Source organism: Sphingomonas sp. GW822-FHT03G08, from assembly GCF_058801135.1.
The window spans coordinates 1,325,303-1,347,205 of record NZ_JBXAMZ010000001.1 but is presented as its reverse complement, the minus strand read 5'-3'; the positions used below and the strand labels follow the sequence as shown (position 1 = coordinate 1,347,205).

The window sequence follows — 21,903 nt, the reverse complement described above, 5'->3', positions numbered from 1 at the left end:
TTCGGCGGGTTGGGGGTGGTCGTCTTAGTTGTCGGGATCCGGGGCCGGCCGGGGATCCGGATGGGGCTTCGGGCCGCGCTTGAGCGTCTTGCTCAGCGCGAGCGAGTCCATGTCGACGTTCATGCCGGCGGCGTGCAGGCGGCGGACATCGTCGGCGGTGACGCCCATGCCGGCCAGGGCGATGTAGTCGTCGATGTCGCCGTGATAGCCGGCCGCGATGATGCTGCGGACATAGGCGGGGTTCACGCCGACGGCGCGGGCACCCATCACATCGTCGTACGAGCGGATGCGCAGGCCGGTGGAGAGCAGCGCGCGGATATATTCCGGGGTGACGCCGAGGGCGCGCATGCCGTTGGCGTCGTCGAGGCTGAGCGGGCCGAGCTGGGGCGCGGCCTGGCGGAGCTCGGCGATATAGTCGCCGGTCACGCCCAGCGCCTTGGCGCCGATGATCGTGTCGAGCTCGTTGTGCTTGCGGTCGTCGCGGTGGTCCTGCGGCGCGGCCGGGGTGGCGGCGGCGTGCGGGGCGGCGGGCGAGGCCGGTTCGACGGTTTCCGGGCGGGCGGCGACGCTGGGGGCCGCCGGGGTGGCGGGGGGCGTGGCAGCGGCGATGGTGTCGTCCCGGCGCTCGGTGGCGCCGACGGTGAGCGCGGCGAGCGGGGCGGCCATCACCAGCATGCCGGCGCCGAAGCCCGCGATCCACGAGCCCTGGGCGCGGCCGCGCGGCAGGGTGGCGTCGAGCACGCGGCCGACGCGGCGCTTGAGGCTGCCCTTGCCGGGGGCGACGCCGTGCGCGCCGATCAGCAGGCCGCGGGCTTCGTGCCGGGCGACGCGGACGAGCAGCTGGGCATAGTCGGGCGCATCGATATTGGCGGCGAGCACCGCGTCGTCGGCGGCTTCCTCGCGCAGCTGGTGCGCTTCGCGGGCGAGGCGCCAGGCGAGGGGGTTGAACCAGTGGATCGCAGTGGCGATGCGGGCGAGCATCAGCTTGGCCCAGTCGAGCGCGGAGACGTGCGCCAGCTCATGCGCGATGATCGCCTCGGCCTCGTCGGTCGCCGCCAGCGCATCGGCGCTGAGCAGGATGGTCGGGCGGGCAAGGCCCCAGGAGATCGGCGAGGGCAAAGCGTCGCTGACCAGCAGCGCGGTGCCGCTCTTCATCCCCATGCGGCGCTGGGCATGGGCGAGCGCGCTCAGCCACACCGGATCGACCAGCACTTCGGCACCGGCGCGCAGGCGCACGAGGCGGAGAAGTGCGATAATGGTTAGCATTAGCAGCGCGATGACCGGCAGCGCATAGGCGAAGCGCTCCCAGCCCTGGGGCAGGGTGAAGCCCGGCTGCTCGGCCGATGCACTGACCTGCGGCGTAGCGGTTGTGGTGACCGTCTCGCGCGGGGTGACCGGCTCGGGTACGATGTTGGTGGCGGGGGCCTCGAACCGGCTCTGCAGCACCTGGGGCAGCGGCAGGCTGAGCGAAGGCAGCATGAAGGTCGCGACTGGCAGGATCACCAGCCCGGCCAGGCCGAGATGGGCGATCAGCGAGCGCTCGGCGGCGGAGCGGCTGCGGGTGAGGCGGAGCAGGAGCAGGGTGATGCCGGCGATCACCAGCGACTTGAGCACAAGGCCGAGCAGGGCGGTCATCGATCAGGCTCCCTTCTTGGCGCGGGCGGCGGCGATCATCGCTTCCAGCTCGTCCAGTTCGTTGTCGTCGAGCTTCTCGCTCATGCCGAGCAGCGCGCTGGCGGCATGGGTGGTCGAGCCGTTGAAGAACGTGCGCACGACATGGCCGAGCGCGTTCACGCTCGCCTTGTTCTCCGCGATGGTCGGCGAGAACAGGAAGCCGCGGTCGCTATGCTCGCGCTGGACCGCGCCCTTCTGCTCGAGCCGGGTCAGCATCGCGCGGACCGCCGAGGCCGACAGCTTGTCGGGCAGGGCGTCGCAGACATCGGACACGGCCATCGCGCCACGCTCGTAGAGCAGGTCGACGATCTGGCGTTCGCGGGGCGGCAAGTTGTTCAGCATGACGAATCTCTCTACGCTACATTTGTAGTTCTAGGCTACAATTGTAGCGCATGCAAGCGCCATCTGAATCCGGAGCTAGCCGGTGCCCCCTGACGGAACGGACAAGGCCGCGAGATCGGCCGAAATCGCGTGTTCCCAGGCCAGCGCGCCCTGCGTGCGGGCAAGGGCCAGCGCGTCCTCCAGCAATGCCCGACCGGCATCGGCGCCGGACGTGCAACGCGCCGCAATGCCGGCCTTGAGGCGCAGCAATTCGGGCAGCGAGACACGCTCGCCATTGGCGGTGCAGCGCACGATCGTCGCGTCGATCAGCTCAAGCGCCTCGGGATAACGCGCCTCGAGGACCAGCCCGCGTGCCAGCGCGATCGAGAAAGTGGTGGTCAGCAGATCGTAGCGGGCGGCGCGCAGGCGGGAGAGGCTGTCGCGCAATATGTCCAGCGCCTCGCCGGTCTGGCCTCGCCGGATCGCAAGCTCGCCCCGGAAACCGGCTGCCGCGGCGACATAGGGGCCGAGTGCATTGTTCTCGGCGCACTCATTGAACGCGGCCAGATCGGCTTCCGCTGCCGCGAGGTCCGCCATCCAGAGATGCACCGAGAGCGACCAGATCAGCGCGATGCAATGGGTGACCGCGTGGTTGAGCCGGGTGGCTTCGTCCACCGCCTGGCGGGCGAGGCGGTTCGCGCCCTCGGTATCGCCGACGAGCCACAGGGTGCGCGCCAGCGCGATGATCGAGCGGTTGCGGTGATCGAAGCCGTAATGGATCGTCCGGCTGCGGATCGAGGGCGGGCTCTGCCGAATCGACAATTCGAGCGCCGGCCGTGCGCGCTTCTGGTCGCCGTGCAGGTGGTGCGAGATGCCGGCGAGCGAATAGGCGACGCCGATCGCCTCGGGCGCGCCGATCGCTTCGGCGACTTCCACGGCGCGCTCGGCCTGGCGCATGGCGATGTCATATTCGCCGATCCGCTCATGGAAGATGTGGAGCCGGCCAAGTAGGCGCAGCTGGTTCCAGCGATCGTCGAGCGCGGTGGCGATCTCCAGCGCACGGACAAGCGCATGGCCTGCCGCTTCGCTGTTGCCGCGGGTGAACATCAGCGTGATGCCGAGCGCGGCCTGGAGCTCGAGTTCGGTCGCGGTGCCGCGCTGGCTGTCGTCGATCTCCGCGAGCGCCCGGGCAGTCCAGGTGCGGCATTCGATCATGTGCGACAGGTTGAGGAAGACGGGCGCGCTGGCGGCGGCGAGGCGGAAGGCGATCCGGGCATCGCCCTCCTGGCCGAAGGCCCAGTCGAGCGCGCTGCGGATATTGCCGAGCTGCATGCGCAGCGGGCGGGTGTCCTGCAGGACATCCTCGTCCTGCTCCGCCACCGCCTCGAGTTCCGCAAGGAAGAAGGCGGCGTGTCGCCGCGCCGCCGCGGCATAAAGCGGCAGTCCGCGGGCACGCAGCTTTTCCCGGGCATGGGCACGAGTCATCTCGAGCAGGCGATAGGTATCGGTACGGCGCGAGCGATCGGGCGCGACCAGCGACTTGGAGACCAGTTCGTCGAGCGCGACGGCGACGGCATCCGACCCGATCTCCGCATCGGCGGCGACCGCCAGCGCGGCATCGATCGAGAAGGGGCCGACGAATACCGAGAGCCGTTCGAGCACAACGCGCTCGGCTTCGGAGAGCAGGTCGTGGCTCCAGTCGAGCGTAGCCTGCAGCGTCTGCTGGCGCGGCTGGGCGGTGCGACGGCCGGACCAGCCCAGGCTGAACCGGTCCCCGAGCTGGCGCGCGGTGGCGGCAAGGCCGTGGGTGGCGACGCGGACGGCGGCCAGCTCGATCGGCAGGGCCATGCCGTCGAGGCGCTGGCAGAGCTCGGCGATCAGCCGGGCGGCTTCGTCATCGATGACGAGCGTGCTGTCGGCCGCGCCGGCGCGCTCGCAGAACAGCTCGACCGCGGGGAAGGCGAGGAGTTCGGTGCGGCTGAGCCCGCTGATCTCCTCGGGATAGGCGAGCGCATCGAGGCGCAACACATGCTCGCCGCGCACGCGCAGCGGCTCGCGCGAGGTCGCCAGCACCCGCGCGCCGGGCGCTTCCTCGACGATCCGCTCCACGATCTCGGCGATCTGGATGATGACGTGCTCGCAATTGTCGAGCAGCAGCAGGAAGGGGCGGTCGCGGATATGGGCGAGGATCACCGCCAGCGGATCGCCGCTCTGCGCCGAAAGGCCCATCGCGCCCGAAATCATCGAGGCAACGACGGTGGGGTTCTCCAGCATGCTGAAGTCGACGAAGGCCACGCGCTCATCGAAGGCAGGCGCCAGCTGGTGGCCGATCTCGATCGCGAGCGACGTCTTGCCGACGCCCGCCGGGCCGACGATGCTGAAGACCGGCGTGTCGACTGCGCGCGTTTCCAGAAAGGCAAGATCGCGCTCGCGGCCGATCAGATGGGGAAGGCGCGCGGGCAGGTTGAGCACCGTGCCGGGCCGGGGCGCTTCGACAGCGGGTTCCGGCGCCTGGGTGCCGCCGATGCCCTGGCGCTCCACCGGCGCGACAAAGGCATAGCCGACGCCGACCTGGGTAGCGATGTAGCGTGCGCCATCCACGCCGTCGCCGAGCAGCTTGCGCAGCCCGGCCATGTGAAAGCGGAGGCTGCCGTCCTCGACCACGACATCGGACCAGACGCGCTTGAGGAGCTCGCGCTTGGACAGGACCCGGCCCGGCTGCTCGGTGAGCACCACCAGCAGATCGAAGGAGCGCCCGCCGATCTCGACCGGCGCGCCGTCGCGCGTCAGCAGCCTTGCGCCTGGAGAAAGCGCGAAGGGGCCGAAGCAGATGCGTTCGCCAAGCTGTTGATCCACGTCCGCCACGTTCTGCCATTACCCCTCTATGGTCGAGTGTTCCATGCCGCGTGGGGGGATGCGCCTCAATCCTACCTAGGTGTTATTCTTTGCGTTCAGGCGGTTCGAGGGGCTTCCTTGGCGATTTCCATCTGCGCGCTATCCCCTTCCTTCTGCCGTCACCCCGGCCTTGTGCCGGGGTCCACCGGGCGGCGAGGGCGGGCCTCAAGGTTCCAGTTCAGCGCGTGCGGCACCGTGGACCCCGGCACAAGGCCGGGGTGACGAGGGTTTTGCGCAGGGCGTGCCCCATGAACTTCTAATCCTTCGGGAAATCGGTGGAGAGGCTGAGCGTGCGCCAGCGCTCCAGCTCTTCCAGCCGCGCCCGGTCGCCGCGCTCGATCGCGTCGACCGCGTCGCTGCCGAGCGGGAGGCGGAGCGGCGGTGCATCCGAGCGGACCACTTCCAGGATCGCGCGGGCGCCGCGATGCGGGTCGCCCGGCTGCTTGCCGTTATAGGCCGCCTGCATGCGGGCGGCATTGCCGACTACCGCGTCATAGTCGGCGCGGCCGGCTTCCAGCGTGGTGGAGGAACCGGCGAAATCGGTGCGGAAGCCGCCCGGCTCGACGATCGTCACGCGCACGCCGACCAGCTTCATTTCCTGGGCGAGCACTTCGGAGAAGCCCTCGACGCCCCATTTCGCCGCCGAATAGGCCGCGCGGCCCGGCGCGCCGAGCCGGCCTCCGACCGAGGAGAATTGCACGATATGGCCGCTGCGCCGGGTGCGCATGTGCGGGATCACCGCCTTGGTCATGATGATCGTGCCGAACAGATTGGTCGCGATCTGGCGGCGAAAGCTGTGGAGCGAGGTATCCTCGACCGAGCCGATATCGCCATAGCCGGCGTTGTTGACCAGCACGTCGAGCGCGCCGAACTGGGCGATCGCCTCGGCCACAGCCGCGCTGGCGTCTTCCTCGCAGGTCACGTCGAGCGGGGCGGTGGCGAGGCCGCCGGGGCGACCGTCTCCCAGCCCGGCGAGCTGTTCGGGGTCGCGGGCGGTAGCGAGCAGATTGTCGCCGCTGTCGAGAATGGCTTCGCACAGCGCGCGGCCGAAGCCCCGCGAGCTGCCGGTCACCAGCCAGGTGCGTGGCATGGGTAGATACTCCTCAGCCGAAGGTGAAGACATAGGCGCGCGCGCCGGGGCGGGCGAACTCGATCGTGACGGTGCGATCGGTGATCGTGCCGGACTGGCGGATCAGCTGATAGAGCCGGTCCTCCCTCACCTCGCCCCAGCCGTTCGCATCGACATCGACGCCGTGGCTCGCGCCTGGCGCCTTGCCGTCTAGCGTCACCCGGAAGCGGACCGGCTGGCCGTCCTGCGCGCCGCCGAGCACCAGATGCGCGTCGCGGGCGTGGAAGCGGAAGCGGATCGTGCCGGGGCCGTTCTCCAACGCGGCATATTCGCCGCCGACATTCCAGCTTCCGGCCAGGTCCCACTGGTTGAGTGACAGCGACGCGGCGGAGGCATAGCCGTACGGCCGGTCGTTGCGCAGGCCGCCGGGGGAGGCGAAGTTCTGGGCCTTCTCATAGCCGATATAGGCTTCGGGCGAGGCGAGATCAGCCCAGTCGGCCTGGGCTTCGACGCCGCTGGCCGGGACCGGGGCCACCGGCACGTCCGCGACATTCTGCCCGGCTTCGGTCAGCAGCTTGCGGATCAGCCGCTCGCCTTCGCCATAGCCGCCTTCGCCCAGCCGGTAGCCGCGGATCTTGCCCCTGGCGTCGATGAAATAGATGCCGGGCCAGCCCTGGTTGGCGTAGTCGCGCCACACCGCATAATCATTGTCCTGGAGATTGGGCCAGGCGACGCGGAGCTGCTCGGTGGCGAGGCGCACCTTGGCGGGGTCCTTTTCGAAGCCGAATTCGGGCGCGTGGACGCCGATCACTTCCAGTCCCTTGCCGCCATAGCGCTGCTGCCAGGCACGCAGATAGGGGAGGGCGCGCAGCGAGTTGATGCAGGAATAGGTCCAGAAATTGACCAGCACGACCTTGCCGCGCAGCGCCGTGGGACCGCCGGGTACCGGGGTGAGCCAAGGTTTAGCGCCCTGCAGCACGCCGACGGGCTGTGAGGTTGCGCCGAAGGGCGCGGAGACGATCAGCTCGGCGCCCTGGGCCGGCGCATGCACCAGCCCGAGCGCGTCGCCGAAGCAGATCGCGGTGGTGGCGCCGGCCGCGACGATCGCGGCGACGGCGAAGCCTAGGGAGCGTTTATAGGTCATTGGGTGCCTGCCTCATCTTGCGGGTCACCACCGATCTAGGCGCCTGGCGCGGGAATGCCCGTTAGGGTTCGCCCGCCGCGCGTTAGTTGCTGCAAGCAGCGCCTAACAGCGCATCACTCCAGTTAACGGGCGCCGCGCCGCCATTCCCCTAAATCTGGGTTCAACCAGAAAGGGAGCAAAAGCCCATGTCCGCAGATCAACCTTCGCGCCGCCAGTTCGTGGCCGGTGCCGCGCTGGCAGGCGCCGCGAGCGCCTTGCCCTCGCGGCTGCTGGCCCAGGCGGCCGGCAACAGCGACATCCGTCCGTTCAGGATCAACATCCCCGCCGCCCAGATCGCCGCGATGCAGCGCCGGATCGCCGAGACCCGCTGGGCCGATGCCCAGCCGGTCGCCGACGACAGCCAGGGCGTGCGCCGCCAGACGCTCGAGCCGCTGATGCGCTACTGGGCGCGCGGCTATGACTGGCGCAAGGTCGAGGCGCGGCTCAACGCGCTCCCGATGTTCCTGACCGAGATCGACGGGCTCGACATCCACTTCATCCATGTCCGCTCGCGGCACGAGAACGCGATGCCGATGATCCTGACGCATGGCTGGCCGGGCTCGATCCTCGAGTTCCTTGGCGCGATCGATCCGCTGGTGAACCCCACCGCGCATGGCGGCAAGGCGGAGGACGCCTTCCATGTCGTGATCCCCTCGATCCCCGGCTTCGGCTTCTCCGCCAAGCCGACGGTGCCGGGCTGGGGCTCGGACCATATCGGCCGGGCGTGGAGCGTGCTGATGCGGCGGCTCGGCTATCAGCGCTTCGTCAGCCAGGGCGGCGATTGCGGATCGGTGATCTCGCAGCGCATGGCGCTCCAGCATGTGCCGGGGCTGATCGGCATCCATCTCAACATGCCGGCGGTCGTCCCCGCCGAGATCGCGCATATCCTTGCCGCCGGCGATCCCGCCCCGGCGAGCCTGTCGCAGAAGGAACGCTTCGCCTTCGACCAGCTCGTGGCCTTTTACCGCGACAATTCGGCCTATGCGGCGATGATGAACACGCGGCCGCAGACGATCGGCTATTCGTTGGTGGACTCGCCGGTCGGCATGGCGGCCTGGATGTACGAGAAGATCGACCAATGGGCCTATCCGGCCGGCGATCCGCAGAAGGTGCTCGGCCGCGATGCGATCCTCGACGACCTGTCGCTCTACTGGCTGACCGGCACCGGCGCCTCGGCCGCGCGGATCTATTGGGAGGATCACAGCAACAACTTCAACGCGCGCGGCATCATCGACCTGCCGGTGGCGGTGAGCGTGTTCCCCGGCGAGATCTTCCGCGCGCCGAAGAGCTGGGCGGAGCGCTGCTATACCAACCTCACCTACTTCCACGAAGCCAGCAATGGCGGCCATTTCGCGGCCTGGGAACAGCCGCAAATCTTCGCCGAGGAAGTGCGCGCCGCCTTCCGTCCGCTGCGTTGAGCCATCCGATCCACAGGAGAATATCGATGTCCGATACCAAGACCCTCTACACCGCCAAGGTCCATGTCACCGGCGGCCGCGAAGGCGCCGCGCGCAGCAGCGACGGGCGGCTCGACGTCCAGCTCGCCGTGCCCGGCAGCGCCGGCGCCGGGACCAACCCCGAGCAGCTGTTCGCCGCCGGCTGGTCCGCCTGTTTCGAAGGCGCGATGGCGATCGCGGCGAAGAGCAAGGGCATCACCTTGCCCGCCGATCTCGCGATCGATGCCGAGGTCGACCTGCGCCACGGCGACGAGGGCTATTCGCTCGCCGCGCGGCTCAACGTCAGCGTGCCCGGTATCGAGCCGGAGATCGCCCGCCAGCTGATCGAGGCGGCACACCGCACCTGCCCGTACTCCAAGGCGATCAAGGGCAATATCGACGCCGTCGTCGCACTCGTCTGAAAGGAGACCTGAGATGAAGAAGCTCATTGCAGGCGGGCTGCTGCTGCTCGCCGCTTCCGCCCTGCCGCTGGTGGCCCAGGCGCAGGCTGCCAAGCCGACCATCGTCCTCGTCCACGGCGCTTTCGCGGACTCGTCGAGCTGGAACGGGGTGATTCCGATCCTCCAGCGCGACGGCTATACCGTGATCGCCGCGCCCAACGCGCTGCGCAGCGTGCGCACCGATGCCGATGAGGTGCGCGACCTGGTGAAGAGCATCGACGGACCCGTCGTGCTGGTCGGGCACAGCTATGGCGGCTCGGTGATCAGCGAAGCGGGCGAGGGCGCGCCCAACGTCAAGGCGCTGGTCTATGTCTCGGCCTTCGCGCCGGAGGAGGGCGAGACCGCGCTCGGCCTTACCGGCAAGTTTCCGGGCAGCACGCTGGCGCCGGCACTTGCCCCGCCGGTGAAGCTCGCGGGCGGCGGCAACGACCTCTACATCCTCCAGGCACGCTTCCACGACCAGTTCGCGGCGGACGTGCCGGTGGCCGAGGCCAAGCTGATGGCTGCCGGCCAGCGCCCGATCGCCGATACCGCGCTGGGCGAGGCGACCACCGCGCCGGCGTGGAAGCATGTGCCCTCGTGGTTCATCTATGGCGACAAGGACAAGAACATCCCGCCGGTGGCGATGCAGTTCATGGCCGAGCGCGCAGGCTCGCGCGGCACCGTGGTGGTGAAGGGCGCCTCGCACGTCGTGATGGTGTCGCATGCCGCCGCGGTGGCCAGCCTGATCGAGAAGGCCGCGACCGCGCAGTGAGCTGAGGCGCCGGCGATCCCCAGCGCCCCCTGCGCCGGCGCCCACGCCCACGGCCGGCATCCAGCGTCGCCGGCCGTGGGCGTTCTTGATTTCGCTCAGTCGTGCTTGTCGGGATCCTCGGGCCTGTCCATGCAGCCTAGCCGGCCGTTGCAATAGTGCACGCCGTCACCACCCGACCGATCACTTCCGGGATTGGCATAGTATTGATAGGCTTCGAAGGGGGTGGTGATCCCGGCGTCGACCGGAATGGGGCAGAAAGGCGCATACCAGGCGTCGAAGCATTCCACCCCGGTCGAAAAGCCATACGCCGCATAATTTGCCGCGCAATTTGCCCCGCCCTGATAGCAGGCGGCGGATTGGCTTGAACCATCGTCCGCCTTCGCGGCGTGAATTCCGAACATGGAAACATAGGCAAGTGCGACCGCAAAGCTCTTCGTGATCATGAAAATCCTCCGATTTAAATGATTCGATACAATATTAATTCGCCGAAGATTCGGCGCGTTGAGTGTAGTGTTGGCGGAAATCGCTGCAAATAATTACACGAATTTCATTTCAATATGGTGCTATATTTAGGGAATTATTTGGCGCGATCGGTTTCGGTGCCCTGATTCGTGAATCCGGATGCCGGCATCCGAGGGGCACTCGGAGTAGCTGGTGAACACCAGGTCGGCCTGCCTGATGCCCAGGATGGCGCGGATATCGTTGTTCCTGCCGGCGCATCGCGCGCATTTTTTTGTGCATCAACTGCGTATCGGACGGGTCCCTATTCGGGCATGGCGGGCTCGATCTGGAAAAAGGGATGCCGATGACTGCACCGAAGGCCTGGGACGGCGCGCTGGTCCGCAAATGGCTCGAGCGCCGGTTGGCGGCGTCGCGGCTCGACCAGGCGGCGGCGGACCGGCGCGGCTATGAAGCGCAGGACGATTACGACAAGGCGGCCGCCGAGGAATGGGCGTGCCGCGCGCTGAGCGCCGGAGACTGCGCCGACGATCAGACGGCCTTTGCCAAGCGGATCAAGGAACTGATCGCGCAGGAGGACTATCCGCAGACCGGCATCTATGACGATGCCAAGTTCGAGCGGCATGTGCGCGGCCACCTGCGCAAGATCGCCAAGATGACCAAGGCGAACGAAGGGTTCGAGAAGACGCTGCGCTATCAATAGTATCCGGCATAGCATCCGGCAGCATCCGGCAGCATCCGGCGCCCGGATCCGCAGACCCCGGCGCCGGCGCGCGGCGTTATTGCGAGTAGCTGGTGAAGACCAGGTCGGCCTTCTTGTCGATCGCGTCGAGCTTCACATGGCAGGCATGGCAGGACTGGGTGAGCGTCACATTCTGGTCCGCCACGCCATTCTCGAACTGGCCATAGCCCCAGCCATTGCTGGCGGCGTAGCGTTTCGAATCCTTGACGCTGACCTGCACATTGGTCGGCGGCCCCGCCACGAAGGACTGGGGGGCGGGGAACACAGAGTCATTGCGCGGTGAGGACTGGTATTGCCAGGCGAGCCGCACGATCACCGTGCCGTCCGGGAAGGGGCGGATGTTCTCGCGGTAAGCCTTCACCGCGATGTCATTGCCCAGGATCGCGCGTATGTCGTTGTTCTTGCCGGCTTCATGCGCGACGCTGATCAGTTTCCAGTCGCGATAACCCTCGGGCAGGGTCACGCCATAGACCGGTGCCGCATCCTGTTTCGGGCGATTGGCGGCGGCCACGGCCGAGACCCCGAAGACCAGGGTCGCGGCCGCGAGTGCGAGCGTGGAGAGACGCCGCACCGGCTCAGCCCGCCATCCTGGCGACGTCGAGTACGGCCTTGGCGAAGGCGGCCGGCGCTTCCTGGGGCAGGTTGTGGCCGATGCCGCCGCTGACCAGCCGGAACTCGTACGGGCCGGTGAACTTGGCGCGATACTGCTCGGGCGCCGGATGAGGGGCGCCATTGGCGTCGCCCTCCATCGTGATCGTCGGCACGGTGATTACCGGCGTTGTCGCCAGCCTGGCCTCGATCGCGTCATACTTGGCCTCGCCCTCGGCCAGGCCGAGCCGCCAGCGATAATTGTGGATCACCAGCGCGACATGGTCCGGGTTGACGAACGAGGCCGCGGTGCGGGCGAAGGTGGCGTCGTCGAACTTCCATTTGGGCGAGGCGAGCTGCCATATCAGCTTGTTGAAATCATTCGTGTTCTTCGCATAGCCGAGCTTGCCCCGCTCGGTGGCGAAGTAGAATTGGTACCACCATTGCAGCTCGGCCGCGGGCGGAAGCGGGGCGGCGTTGGCGGCCTGGCTGCCGATCAGATAGCCGCTGACCGAGACCAGGCCCTTGCAGCGCTCGGGCCAGAGCAGCGCCATGATGTCGGCGGTGCGGGCGCCCCAGTCGAAGCCGGCGACGATCGCCTGCTGGATGCCGAGCGCGTCCATCAGCGCGAGGCCGTCGGTGGCGAGCGCGGCCTGCTGGGCATTGCGCGGCGTGTCGGCCGAGAGGAAGACCGTCGAGCCATAGCCGCGCAGATAGGGCACGATCACCCGGTGGCCGCGGGCGGCGAGCAGGGGTGCGACTTCGGCGAAGGCATTGATATCATAGGGCCAGCCATGGAAGAGCAGCACGGCCGGGCCGTCCGCCGGACCCATCTCGACATAGCCGATGCTGAGCGGGCCGGCGTCGATCTGCTTGACCGGGCCGAAGGGCGTGGCGGCAGGCGAGGCGCCGGCCCTGGGCGTGGCGGTGGCGACGCTGGCGACGGTGCTGCCGCTGATCAGGGCGGCGAGGGTGGCGGCGCCGTGGACGAAGCTGCGGCGATCGGATTGCAGGGACAGGGGCTTCGACATGACTCGGTCCTTTCTGGCGGGTGACGAACCTGGCCGAGATAGGTGCACCCGCAGGGCGCCGCCCGTTAGTCGCTATGAGGTCGTGTGAGGGCTGGCCGAACGTATTAGACGGGGAAGTGGGCAAAGGTTGCACGCAAGGGCACTTTGCATCGGGCCGCTCCCAACCCATCTGGGAGGGGAATGTCAGAAGGAACATCCATGTCCATTCCCCTCAAGATCGATTTTGTCTCCGATGTTGTCTGCCCCTGGTGCATCATCGGGCTACGCGGGCTTGAGGAGGCGATCGAGCGCACCCGGGATGTGGTTGATGTGACGCTGCATTTCCAGCCGTTCGAGCTGAACCCCCAGATGGTGCCGGAGGGTGAGAATATCGGCGAACACATCGCTCGGAAGTACGGCTCGACCCCCGAGCAGTCCGCCGCCAACCGCCAGATGATCCGCGACCGCGCCGGCGCGCTCGGCTTCGAGATGCGGATGGGTGCCGACAGCCGGATCTACAACACGTTCGACGCGCACCGGCTGCTGCATTGGGCCGAGACCGAAGGGGCGGACAAGCAGACGGCGCTCAAGCATGCCCTGTTCACTGCCTATTTCACCGACCAGCAGAACCCTTCGGACCCCGAGGTGCTGGTCGCGGCCGCGGAGAAGGCCGGGCTGGACGGCGCAGCGGCGCGCGAGGTGCTGGCGTCGGGGCGGTATGCGCAGGAAGTGCGCGCGGCCGAGCAGCTCTGGCAGAGCCGGGGGATCAACTCGGTGCCGGCGATCGTGATCGAGGACAAATGGCTGATCTCCGGCGGCCAGCCGCCAGAGGCGTTCGAGCAGGCGCTACGCGATATCGCCGGGCAGCTGGGGTAAGCGGCTGATTTACAACGTCATCCCGGCCTCGAGCCGGGGTCCCGCTTCTTCTTCGGTGGGGCGAGGCAGCGGGACCCCGGCTCGAGGCCGGGGTGACGATTGAAGCTAGCGTGCGGTCAGCGCACCCCGAAGGTCCAGCCTTCGGTTCTGGCCAGTTCGGGCGTCAGGCCTTCGGGTGCCCATAGGCCGGGATCGTCGGCCACGGCGCGCAGCCAGGCGGCAGTGAGGATCGCGTCGGTGGCGTGGTCGTCATAGCGGGGCAGCTGCGCATGGGGGCCGGAGCCCAGCGCGGCCAGCATCGTGTCGAGCGTTTCGCCGTCGCGGATCTTGGAGATGCCCTTGCGCATGCCGGCGGTGCGGGCGGCGAGCGCGGTGTAGATCTCGACCAGGACCGGGCCTGTTTCCGGCAGCGGATCGAAGGGCCAGATCGGCACCTTGCCGCGGAGGCGGTGCAGCACGCGCATGCCGGTGAGGCTCGACTTGCCGACCTGGCTGGCACCGACCAGGTTGAAGCAGCTGTACGGCGACAGCTGCATTGCCGCCTGGCCATGCTCGCAGACCCGGAAGCGGCCGCGGCCGGGCGGGAACAGGTCGCCGCAATCGCGCAGCTGGCGGAAATGGCGGCGGGCGTCGGTGTGGCCGACAAAGCTGGTGGCGGCGAGATGCGGGTCTTCGCTCGAGAGTTGCTCGACGAGTTGCCAGAGCGCCGGACCGTCTGCCGGGGAGCGGTCCCAGCCGGGGAAGTACGCGCCTTCATCGACCAGCGGGAAGGCGGGGGACAGGTCGAGGCCGACCAGCGCGCGGGTGCCGCTGTCCGCGAGGTCGGCGAGCCAGTCGGCGATGTCCTGGCGGGACCAGTTGCGATCGACCAGCTCCGGAGCGGCGGTGCCGGCCTGTGCGCAGGCGACGGCAAGGCCCTTGGGGCGCTCGACCGCCTGGCCGGACCAGTCGATTGCGATGAAGGTTGTGAAGGAGGGCATTGGATTCGCGGGCCTAGCACCACCCGTCATGCTGAACTTGTTTCAGCATCCAACGCTCCCCAAAGGATATCCCTCTCGGCTCCTTGGATGCTGAAACAAGTTCAGCATGACGAAATGGGGCGCGTCTCCGGGGATCGGGGCTCACGGCCGCTCCGGCATGCCGGCGGCGATGCGCTGGGGCTTCTTCGCGCGGTCCCACCAGGCGCGCTGGATGTAGAGCTCGATCCGCTCGCGGCTCTCGGTGCCGAAGCGGACCAGGATCATCGGATAGTTGGCATAGTGCGCGGTCTGCCAGAAACTGTCCGGATCGGTTTCGAGAAGGATCTCCTTCTCGGGCATGGTGCAGACCAGGCCGAAGCTGCCCTTTTCACGGCCCGGGGACATCAGGCCCTTGCCGTTGATCTTGGGACAAAGCGTGCCCCACCAGCTTTCCATCACCACATCGGGGAGAGTGCGGGCATAGGCGGTGGCTTCGTCCCAGTTGTTCATTCGAACCCTCCGTTTCGCCAGGTGACGAAGCCTTCCGTCCATTTGTCCTGGCCCAGCGTGTAGCTTTCGATGAGGAAATCGTCCGGGTGGTCGCGAAAGCCGGGCAGCGCAACGCTGCGCGCGCGTGCGGCCTCGGCGTCCGCGTGGCTGGCATAGATGCCGATCAGCTTGGATTCCTCCTCACCCTCATTGAGCTGATAGGAGTGCCAGAGCAGGAACACCTCGTTCATTCGTCGCTACACCCTTGCTTTTCCATTCCGTCATCCCCGCGCAGGCGGGGATCCAGAGTCACGAAGGTCATCGCTCTGCCACCCTGGATCCCCGCCTGCGCGGGGATGACGAAGGAGGGCGCGGGGATGACGAAGTTGGGTGTGTTTGGCGGGAGGTTACCCATCCCGCTTCCGCTCGCGCATCTCGTTCCACCAGGCCAGCCGCTCGGCGATGCGCTTTTCGTGGCCGCGGTCGGTGGGGGTGTAGAAGGTCTGGGGGGCCATTTCCTCGGGCCAGTAATTGTCGCCCGAGAAGCCGCCCTCGGCATCATGGTCATAGGTGTAGCCCGCGCCATAGCCGATCTGCTTCATCAGCTTGGTGGGGGCGTTGAGGATGTTCTGCGGCGGCATCAGCGAGCCGGTTTCCTTGGCGCTCCGCCACGCCGCCTTCTGCGCCATGTACGCCGCGTTCGATTTGGGCGCGGTGGCGACATAGAGGCAGGCCTGAGCGATCGCCAGCTCGCCTTCGGGGCTGCCGAGGAATTCATAGGTGTCCTTGGCCGCGAGACACTGGACCAGCGCATTGGGGTCGGCGAGGCCGATGTCCTCCACGGCCATGCGGACCAGCCGGCGCAGCACGTAGAGCGGTTCCTCGCCGGCGGTGAGCATGCGCGCGAGATAATAGAGCGCGGCCTGGGGATCGCTGCCGCGCACCGATTTGTGGAGCGCGGAGATCAGGTTGTAATGACCCTCGCGATCCTTGTCGTAGACCGCGACGCGGCGCTGGAGGAAATCGCCGAGTGCCGCGGGATCGAGCGGCTTCTCGAACTGGACCGAGAACAGGGTCTCGGCCTGGTTGAGCAGGAAGCGGCCATCACCGTCGGCGCTCGCCACCAGCGCGTCGCGCGCCTCGGGCGTGAGGGGGAGGGGGCGTTCCTCCGCCGCCTCGGCGCGGTCGAGCAGGCGGGTGAGCGCTTCATGATCGAGCCGGCGCAGGATCAGCACCTGGGCGCGGCTGAGCACGGCGGCGTTGAGCTCGAAGCTGGGATTCTCGGTGGTGGCGCCGACCAGGGTGACGGTGCCGTCCTCGACATAGGGCAGGAAGCCGTCCTGCTGCGAGCGGTTGAAGCGGTGGATCTCGTCCACGAACAGCAGCGTCCTGCGGCCGAGCCGCGCATATTCCTTTGCCTCGGCGAACACCTTCTTGAGGTCGGCGACGCCCGAGAACACCGCGCTGATCGCGACGAAGCGCAGGCCGACGGCATTGGCGAGGAGGCGGGCGATCGTGGTCTTGCCGGTGCCGGGCGGGCCCCAGAGGATGATCGAGCTGAGCTTGCCCGCCGCGACCATGCGGCCGATCGCCCCTTCGGGGCCGGTCAGGTGCTCCTGTCCCACGACGTCGGCGAGATCCTGCGGGCGCAGGCGATCGGCCAGCGGGCCATCGGGCGGCGTGGTCTCGGGGGCGAAGCTCGGTTCCTGGGCGGCGAAAAGGTCTGCCATGCACGCTAGATAAGCGCAGACGACGAATTGTGCATCCTTGGCTTTGATCAAACGCAATTGGCACGGGCGCGCGCAGGTGCATGAGCATGGCGAAGGAGTAGCGCCATGGATTGCGACGTCATTATCGTGGGCGGTGGCCCGGCCGGGCTGGCCTTTGCCCGGTCGCTGCGGGACACCGGGCTGGAGGTGCTGCTGGTCGAGCGCCAGCCGCGCGCCGCGCTGGCCGAGCCGGGCTATGACGGGCGCGAGATCGCGCTGACGCACGGATCGCGGGCGATCCTTGAGCGGATGGGGGTGTGGGAGCGGATCCCCGAGGCGGCGCCGCTCCAGGCCGCGCGGGTGCGCAACGGGCGATCGGCCTTCGCGCTCGACTTCGATCCCGGGCATGACGGCCAGCCGCTCGGCTGGCTGGTCTCCAATCATCTGATCCGCCAGGCGCTGTTCGAGACGGTGCAGGATCAGCCGGGGCTGCGGCTCGCCTGCGGGATCGGCCTGGGCAGCGCGCGGACGACGCGGGACTGTGCCGAGGTCACCCTGTCGACCGGACTCTCCATACGCGGAAAGTTGCTCGTCGCGGCGGACTCGCGGATGTCGCCGGTGCGCGAGCAGCTGGGGATCGCGGCGGAGATCAACCGGCTGGGCCGATCGATGCTGGTGTGCCGCGTTTCGCATACGAAATGGCATGAACAGGTCGCGACCGAATGGTTCGGCCATGGCCAGACGATCGCGTTGCTGCCGCTCAACAACGGCATGACCTCGGTGGTGCTGACCCTGCCCGAGCGGGCGATCGCGCGGCTGGCGACCTTGCCCGATGCGGCGCTGGCCAAGGAGCTGACCAAGCGATCGTCGGGGATATTGGGGCCGATGGAGATGGCGGGGACGCGCCATGTCTATCCGCTGGTCACCACCTGGGCGAAGCATTTCGGGGCGCGGCGGGCGGCACTGATCGGCGATGCGGCGGTGGGGATGCACCCGGTGACCGCGCATGGCTTCAACCTGGGGCTGAGCGGGCAGGATCTGCTGGCGGCGGAGATCCGCGAGGCGCTGCGCCACGGGCGGGACATTGCGGGGGAGCAGGTGATCCGGTCGTACGAGGAGGGGCACCGCGCGGCGGCGCGGCCGCTGTGGCTCGGCACCAATTTGCTGGTGACGCTCTATACCGATGAGCGCCCGCTCGCCCGGGTGATGCGGCATACCGGGCTGCGGCTGGGGGCACGGCTGCCGATCTTCCGGACGGGGGTTCGGAACATGCTGATGGCGCGGTAGGGCAGGGCTTTAGAAATTCCCCTCCCTGCAAGGGAGGGGTTAGGGGTGAGTTAGAAAAGGTCGGGCTCGATGCCCGGCCTTTTCTGTTTCCGCAGGCCGTCTCGCCGGGCGCCCCCGGAAGACCGGGGGCGCAACCCACCCCCAACCCCTCCCTTGCAGGGAGGGGAGGAAAAAGGGTGAAATTCTCCAAGCACCGCCCTTGTCAAAAACAGTTAAAGATATATCTTGTGCGCATCAAGAGTCGTACAGGAGTTATTATGCGACATCATCATTGCGGCCATCGCGGCATGCATTTCGGCCGCCGCGGCGGCTTTGGCGGGGCGGACTTCGCCATGGCGTTCGGCTTTGGCGGGCGCGGCGGGTTCGGGCATGGCGAGCGCGGCGGACGCCGCCGCATGTTCGACGGCACCGAGCTTCGCCTCATCCTGCTCAAGCTGATCGAGGAGCAGCCGCGCCACGGCTATGACCTGATCCGGGAGATCGAGGAGCGCACCGGCGGCGCCTATGCCCCGAGCCCGGGCGTGGTCTATCCGACCCTGACCATGCTCGACGACATGGGCCTGATCGAAGAGAGCAAGAGCGAAGGCGCCAAGAAGCAGTTCGCGATCACCGATGCGGGCGCAGCACATCTCGCCGAGCGGGCGGAGGAAGTGGAGGCGCTGTTCGAGCGGCTCACCCAGCTGGCCGGCATGCGGGCGCGCGCCGATGGCGGGCCGATCCGCCGGGCGATGGGCAATCTGCGCACCGTGCTGCAGGAGCGCCTTGCGGGCGAAAGCGTCGATCCCGACATGCTGCACAACGTCGCCGAGATCCTCGACGAGGCGGCGCGGAAGATCGAACGGCTCTGAGCCATGCCTCGGCTCGGACTATTGCGGCGGCGGCTCGGGATCGTGCCGCCGCCCATGGAGAACGGACACATGACCCTCACCACCTTCTCGGCCGAGACGCTGACCCCGACCGAGCATGCCAGCCGCTACCTGCAGCAGCTGTGCAAGCACTGGCAGCACAATCTCCAGGTCGAGTTCACGCCGGAGAACGGCACGGTGATCTTCCCGAAGGACGCGCGCGGCGCCGATCATCCGGGCGACGCGGTGGTGACCTTCAACGTCGCCGAGACCGGGCTCGACATCCGCATCGACGCAAGCTCGCCCGAGCAGCTCGACGGGCTGAAGGGCGCGGTGGAGCGGCACCTCGATCGCTTCGCGTTTCGCGAGGATGGGCTGAAGTATAGCTGGAAGTGAATGCTTCTTTCCCTCTCCCGCAGGCGGGAGAGGGATTGGGGAGTTATCCCCGCCGCTCGATCGTCTCAAGATACGCGTCCAGAACCTTCTGGTTGATCGCGTCCCAGACATAGGCGCTGGCGATTTCGTGGCCGGCCTTGCCGGCGGCCAGGCGCGCTTCGTGGTCCTCGCAATAATGCTGGATCGCATCGGCATAGCGGCCGACCGCGCCCGCGCCGGGCTGGACCAGCACGCCGCTGACATTCTCCTCGACCATGCCCACGGGGCCCACCGCGTGCGCGGCGACTACCGGCACGCCGGCGGCCATCGCCTCCAGCGTGACGTTGCCGAAACTCTCGGTGAGCGAGGGGTTGAAGAACACGTCCATCGAGGCGACCGCGCGGCCGAGATCGTCGCCCGCCTGGAAGCCGGCGAACACCGCATCGGGCACGCGCTCGGCGAACCAGTCCTGCGCCGGGCCCTTGCCGATCACCAGCACCCGGTGCTTCACGCCGCGGCGCTGCAGTTCGGCGACCACCTCCGCGAAGATGTCGAGGCCCTTTTCGAGCACCAGCCGGCCGAGGAACGCGACGGCGACTTCGTCGTCCTGGATGCCGAGGCCGCGGCGCCATTCCAGGCTGCGGCGGCCGGGATTGAACCGGTCATGGTTCACGCCGCGTGACCAGATGCGCATCGGCTTGGTGACGCCCCAACTTTGCAGCAGCTCGACCATGCCGCGCCCGGGCGGGAGCAGCATGTCGACCCGGTTGTAGAGCCGCGTCAGCATCCGGACCAGCAGCGGGGTGACGAAGCCGATCCTGTAATAGCCCGGATAGGTCTCGAAGCGGGTATGGACCGAGGCGACGGCGGCGACGTTGTTCTCGCGCGCCCAGGTCACTGCGCGGTGGCACAGGATCTCGGGCGCCGAGATGTGGACGATATTGGGCGCGAAGGCCTCCAGATCGGGCAGCACTTCCTTGATGCCCTTGGCGAACCTGTATTCGTCGCGACCGCCCGGAACGGGGAGCGAAGGCACGCTGACCAGGTCGCCGGTGGGCGGGAACGCAGGGGTCTCGGTGGTCGGCGAATAGACGCGGACCTTGACACCCTTGTCGAGCAGATAGCCGACGAGCAGGTTCAACGCCTGGTTCGCGCCGTCGCGGACATAATTATAGTTGCCGCTGAACAATGCGACGCGGAGCTCGGTGGGCTTCATGGCGGGCGCATACAATCCGCGCGCTCGGGGAGCAAGATTGCGGCGGTGTGGCGAATTGTCCCGGCTCGGGCGCGGATGCGCGGGGTTTACAGTTGTTCCCTGATTGTTCTACGCATGCGCCATGGCGAAACTCAAGAAGCGTTATGTCTGCCAGGCCTGCGGCTCGGTCTCCTCGCAATGGGCGGGGCAGTGTGCCGATTGCGGAGAGTGGAACCAACTCGTCGAGGATTCCGGCGCGAACGTGACGCCGTTCCAGGCGAAGCATAACCTTCAGTCCGGTGGGCGGGCGATCATGCTCACCGGGCTCAACACCGATATCGCGCTGCCCGAGCGGACCTCGACCGGGATCGCCGAGTTCGATCGCGCGCTGGGTGGCGGCTTCGTCGAGGGCTCGGCGACGCTGATCGGCGGCGATCCCGGCATCGGCAAGTCGACGCTCCTTCTGCAGGCGGCAGCCAGCATCGCCTCGCGGGGCCTCAAGGTCGCCTACGTCTCCGGCGAGGAAGCGGCGGACCAGGTGCGGCTGCGCGCGCGGCGACTGGGGCTGGGCAAGGCGCCGGTGATGCTCGCCGCGGCGACATCGGTGCGCGACATCCTGACGACGATGGGCGAGGGCGAGCCGCCCGCGCTGCTCATCATCGACTCCATCCAGACCATGCATTCGGACCTGATCGAAGGTGCGCCGGGCACGGTGAGCCAGGTGCGTGCCTCGTCCGGCGAGCTGATCCGCTTCGCCAAGGAGCGGGGAACGGCGGTGGTGCTGGTCGGCCATGTCACCAAGGACGGCAGCATCGCCGGGCCGCGCGTTCTCGAGCATATGGTCGATACCGTGCTGGCGTTCGAGGGCGAGCGCAGCCACCAGTATCGCATCCTCCGCGCCGTCAAGAACCGCTTCGGCGGCACCGACGAGATCGGCGTGTTCGCGATGCAGTCCGAGGGGCTGGAGGAAGTGACCAATCCTTCCGCGCTGTTCCTTACGCAGCGTGACGAGAGCGTGACTGGCACGGTGGTGTTCCCGGCGCTGGAGGGCACCCGGCCGGTGTTGATCGAAGTGCAGGCGCTGACCGTGCGGCTGGCGAGCGGCGCGACGCCGCGGCGCGCGGTGGTCGGCTGGGATTCGGCGCGGCTGTCGATGATCCTTGCGGTGCTGGAAGCGCGCTGCGGGCTGAGCTTCTCGACCTGCGAAGTCTATCTCAACATTGCCGGCGGCTACCGGGTGCAGGATCCCGCGGCGGACCTGGCGGTGGCGGCGGCCCTGGTCTCGGCGCTCAGCGAGCGGCCGATCCCGGCGGATGCCGTGGTGTTCGGCGAGATCGCGCTATCGGGCGAAGTGCGTCCGGTGGCGCATGGCGCGCTGCGCTGCCGGGAAGCTTCGAAGCTGGGCTTCGAGCGGGCGATGGCGCCGATGGCGCAGGTGAACGACAAGGGCGGGCTGTCGCTCGCGGGGTTCAAGTCGCTCGCGCAGTTCGTGGATCATCTGCTGGGGCGATAGGAGCAGGCGGGATACATGGTTGCCCTGGTTGCTTCCCGGCGAAGGGCAATGATCTCCATTCAC

22 protein-coding genes are annotated in these 21,903 nt (G+C 67.9%); 9 read left to right on the top strand and 13 right to left on the bottom strand.

Annotation, left to right across the window (positions count from 1 at the left end; all coding sequences use genetic code 11):
* Positions 1-24: 24 nt before the first annotated feature.
* The 5 genes from AC1RJ5_RS06050 to AC1RJ5_RS06030 all read right to left on the bottom strand — a co-directional run bounded on the left by AC1RJ5_RS06050 (position 25) and on the right by AC1RJ5_RS06030 (position 7,103).
* On the bottom strand, positions 25-1,635 hold the full coding sequence (locus tag AC1RJ5_RS06050; protein WP_493112264.1) for a M56 family metallopeptidase: 1,611 nt from the start codon (positions 1,633-1,635) through the stop codon (positions 25-27).
* 3 nt (positions 1,636-1,638) lie between these two features.
* Positions 1,639-2,016, bottom strand: a complete 378-nt coding sequence (locus AC1RJ5_RS06045; RefSeq protein WP_493112262.1) for a BlaI/MecI/CopY family transcriptional regulator — start codon at positions 2,014-2,016, stop codon at positions 1,639-1,641.
* A 75-nt stretch (positions 2,017-2,091) separates the two neighbouring features.
* Positions 2,092-4,860: an ATP-binding protein gene (locus tag AC1RJ5_RS06040; protein ID WP_493112260.1), complete on the bottom strand. Its 2,769-nt coding sequence runs from the start codon at positions 4,858-4,860 to the stop codon at positions 2,092-2,094.
* Between the two features lie 286 nt (positions 4,861-5,146).
* On the bottom strand, positions 5,147-5,980 hold the full coding sequence (locus tag AC1RJ5_RS06035; RefSeq protein WP_269574681.1) for an oxidoreductase: 834 nt from the start codon (positions 5,978-5,980) through the stop codon (positions 5,147-5,149).
* 13 nt (positions 5,981-5,993) lie between these two features.
* Positions 5,994-7,103 carry a redoxin domain-containing protein gene (locus AC1RJ5_RS06030; RefSeq protein WP_342251584.1) on the bottom strand — a complete coding sequence of 370 codons (1,110 nt, stop codon included), beginning with the start codon at positions 7,101-7,103 and terminating at the stop codon, positions 5,994-5,996.
* Between the two features lie 185 nt (positions 7,104-7,288).
* Between AC1RJ5_RS06030 and AC1RJ5_RS06025 the strand changes: the two genes are divergently transcribed.
* The 3 genes from AC1RJ5_RS06025 to AC1RJ5_RS06015 are packed head-to-tail and all read left to right on the top strand — an operon-like array spanning position 7,289 to position 9,793.
* The gene (locus AC1RJ5_RS06025) at positions 7,289-8,560 is read left to right on the top strand and encodes an epoxide hydrolase family protein (RefSeq protein WP_493112257.1); all 1,272 of its coding nucleotides are present in this window, start codon (positions 7,289-7,291) and stop codon (positions 8,558-8,560) included.
* A gap of 26 nt (positions 8,561-8,586) precedes the next feature.
* Positions 8,587-9,000, top strand: coding sequence for an organic hydroperoxide resistance protein (locus tag AC1RJ5_RS06020; protein ID WP_269574684.1), 414 nt, complete (start codon positions 8,587-8,589; stop codon positions 8,998-9,000).
* 13 nt (positions 9,001-9,013) lie between these two features.
* The gene (locus AC1RJ5_RS06015) at positions 9,014-9,793 is read left to right on the top strand and encodes an alpha/beta fold hydrolase (protein WP_493112255.1); all 780 of its coding nucleotides are present in this window, start codon (positions 9,014-9,016) and stop codon (positions 9,791-9,793) included.
* A 95-nt stretch (positions 9,794-9,888) separates the two neighbouring features.
* On the opposite strand, the gene AC1RJ5_RS06010 is transcribed toward AC1RJ5_RS06015, so the two are convergent.
* Positions 9,889-10,236 carry a hypothetical protein gene (locus tag AC1RJ5_RS06010; RefSeq protein WP_269574686.1) on the bottom strand — a complete coding sequence of 116 codons (348 nt, stop codon included), beginning with the start codon at positions 10,234-10,236 and terminating at the stop codon, positions 9,889-9,891.
* A 362-nt stretch (positions 10,237-10,598) separates the two neighbouring features.
* On the opposite strand from AC1RJ5_RS06010, the gene AC1RJ5_RS06005 reads away from it, so the two are divergent.
* Positions 10,599-10,955, top strand: a complete 357-nt coding sequence (locus AC1RJ5_RS06005) for a hypothetical protein (protein WP_493112253.1) — start codon at positions 10,599-10,601, stop codon at positions 10,953-10,955.
* Positions 10,956-11,031: 76 nt separating this feature from the next.
* Here AC1RJ5_RS06005 and AC1RJ5_RS06000 read toward each other — a convergent pair whose 3' ends face one another.
* Positions 11,032-11,565 carry a cytochrome P460 family protein gene (locus AC1RJ5_RS06000; RefSeq protein WP_342251588.1) on the bottom strand — a complete coding sequence of 178 codons (534 nt, stop codon included), beginning with the start codon at positions 11,563-11,565 and terminating at the stop codon, positions 11,032-11,034.
* 4 nt (positions 11,566-11,569) lie between these two features.
* Positions 11,570-12,613 (bottom strand): alpha/beta fold hydrolase, encoded by a 1,044-nt coding sequence (locus AC1RJ5_RS05995; protein ID WP_493112251.1) that lies wholly within the window; start codon positions 12,611-12,613, stop codon positions 11,570-11,572.
* 198 nt (positions 12,614-12,811) lie between these two features.
* On the opposite strand from AC1RJ5_RS05995, the gene AC1RJ5_RS05990 reads away from it, so the two are divergent.
* Positions 12,812-13,468, top strand: coding sequence for a DsbA family oxidoreductase (locus AC1RJ5_RS05990; RefSeq protein ID WP_493112249.1), 657 nt, complete (start codon positions 12,812-12,814; stop codon positions 13,466-13,468).
* Between the two features lie 116 nt (positions 13,469-13,584).
* On the opposite strand, the gene AC1RJ5_RS05985 is transcribed toward AC1RJ5_RS05990, so the two are convergent.
* The 4 genes from AC1RJ5_RS05985 to AC1RJ5_RS05970 all read right to left on the bottom strand — a co-directional run bounded on the left by AC1RJ5_RS05985 (position 13,585) and on the right by AC1RJ5_RS05970 (position 16,646).
* Complete coding sequence (locus AC1RJ5_RS05985; RefSeq protein WP_269574690.1) at positions 13,585-14,448, bottom strand: hypothetical protein; 864 nt, start codon at positions 14,446-14,448, stop codon at positions 13,585-13,587.
* A 141-nt stretch (positions 14,449-14,589) separates the two neighbouring features.
* On the bottom strand, positions 14,590-14,937 hold the full coding sequence (locus tag AC1RJ5_RS05980; protein WP_269574691.1) for a hypothetical protein: 348 nt from the start codon (positions 14,935-14,937) through the stop codon (positions 14,590-14,592).
* Positions 14,934-15,167 carry a DUF7336 domain-containing protein gene (locus AC1RJ5_RS05975; protein ID WP_269574692.1) on the bottom strand — a complete coding sequence of 78 codons (234 nt, stop codon included), beginning with the start codon at positions 15,165-15,167 and terminating at the stop codon, positions 14,934-14,936. Before AC1RJ5_RS05975 ends, AC1RJ5_RS05980 begins: the two co-directional genes overlap by 4 nt.
* A gap of 156 nt (positions 15,168-15,323) precedes the next feature.
* Positions 15,324-16,646 (bottom strand): replication-associated recombination protein A, encoded by a 1,323-nt coding sequence (locus AC1RJ5_RS05970; RefSeq protein WP_493112246.1) that lies wholly within the window; start codon positions 16,644-16,646, stop codon positions 15,324-15,326.
* Between the two features lie 105 nt (positions 16,647-16,751).
* Between AC1RJ5_RS05970 and ubiM the strand changes: the two genes are divergently transcribed.
* From ubiM to AC1RJ5_RS05955, 3 genes are all read left to right on the top strand, one after another.
* On the top strand, positions 16,752-17,912 hold the full coding sequence (ubiM, locus tag AC1RJ5_RS05965) for a 5-demethoxyubiquinol-8 5-hydroxylase UbiM (protein WP_493112244.1): 1,161 nt from the start codon (positions 16,752-16,754) through the stop codon (positions 17,910-17,912).
* 257 nt (positions 17,913-18,169) lie between these two features.
* Positions 18,170-18,760 (top strand): PadR family transcriptional regulator, encoded by a 591-nt coding sequence (locus AC1RJ5_RS05960; protein WP_493112242.1) that lies wholly within the window; start codon positions 18,170-18,172, stop codon positions 18,758-18,760.
* A gap of 69 nt (positions 18,761-18,829) precedes the next feature.
* Positions 18,830-19,153: a DUF2218 domain-containing protein gene (locus AC1RJ5_RS05955; protein WP_493112240.1), complete on the top strand. Its 324-nt coding sequence runs from the start codon at positions 18,830-18,832 to the stop codon at positions 19,151-19,153.
* A 43-nt stretch (positions 19,154-19,196) separates the two neighbouring features.
* Here the strand turns inward: AC1RJ5_RS05955 and AC1RJ5_RS05950 are convergent, their stop codons facing one another.
* Positions 19,197-20,348, bottom strand: a complete 1,152-nt coding sequence (locus AC1RJ5_RS05950) for a glycosyltransferase family 4 protein (RefSeq protein ID WP_269574696.1) — start codon at positions 20,346-20,348, stop codon at positions 19,197-19,199.
* Between the two features lie 121 nt (positions 20,349-20,469).
* Here AC1RJ5_RS05950 and radA point away from each other — a divergent pair, with 121 nt between their 5' ends.
* Positions 20,470-21,840 carry a DNA repair protein RadA gene (gene radA, locus AC1RJ5_RS05945; protein ID WP_493112237.1) on the top strand — a complete coding sequence of 457 codons (1,371 nt, stop codon included), beginning with the start codon at positions 20,470-20,472 and terminating at the stop codon, positions 21,838-21,840.
* Positions 21,841-21,903: the final 63 nt, after the last annotated feature.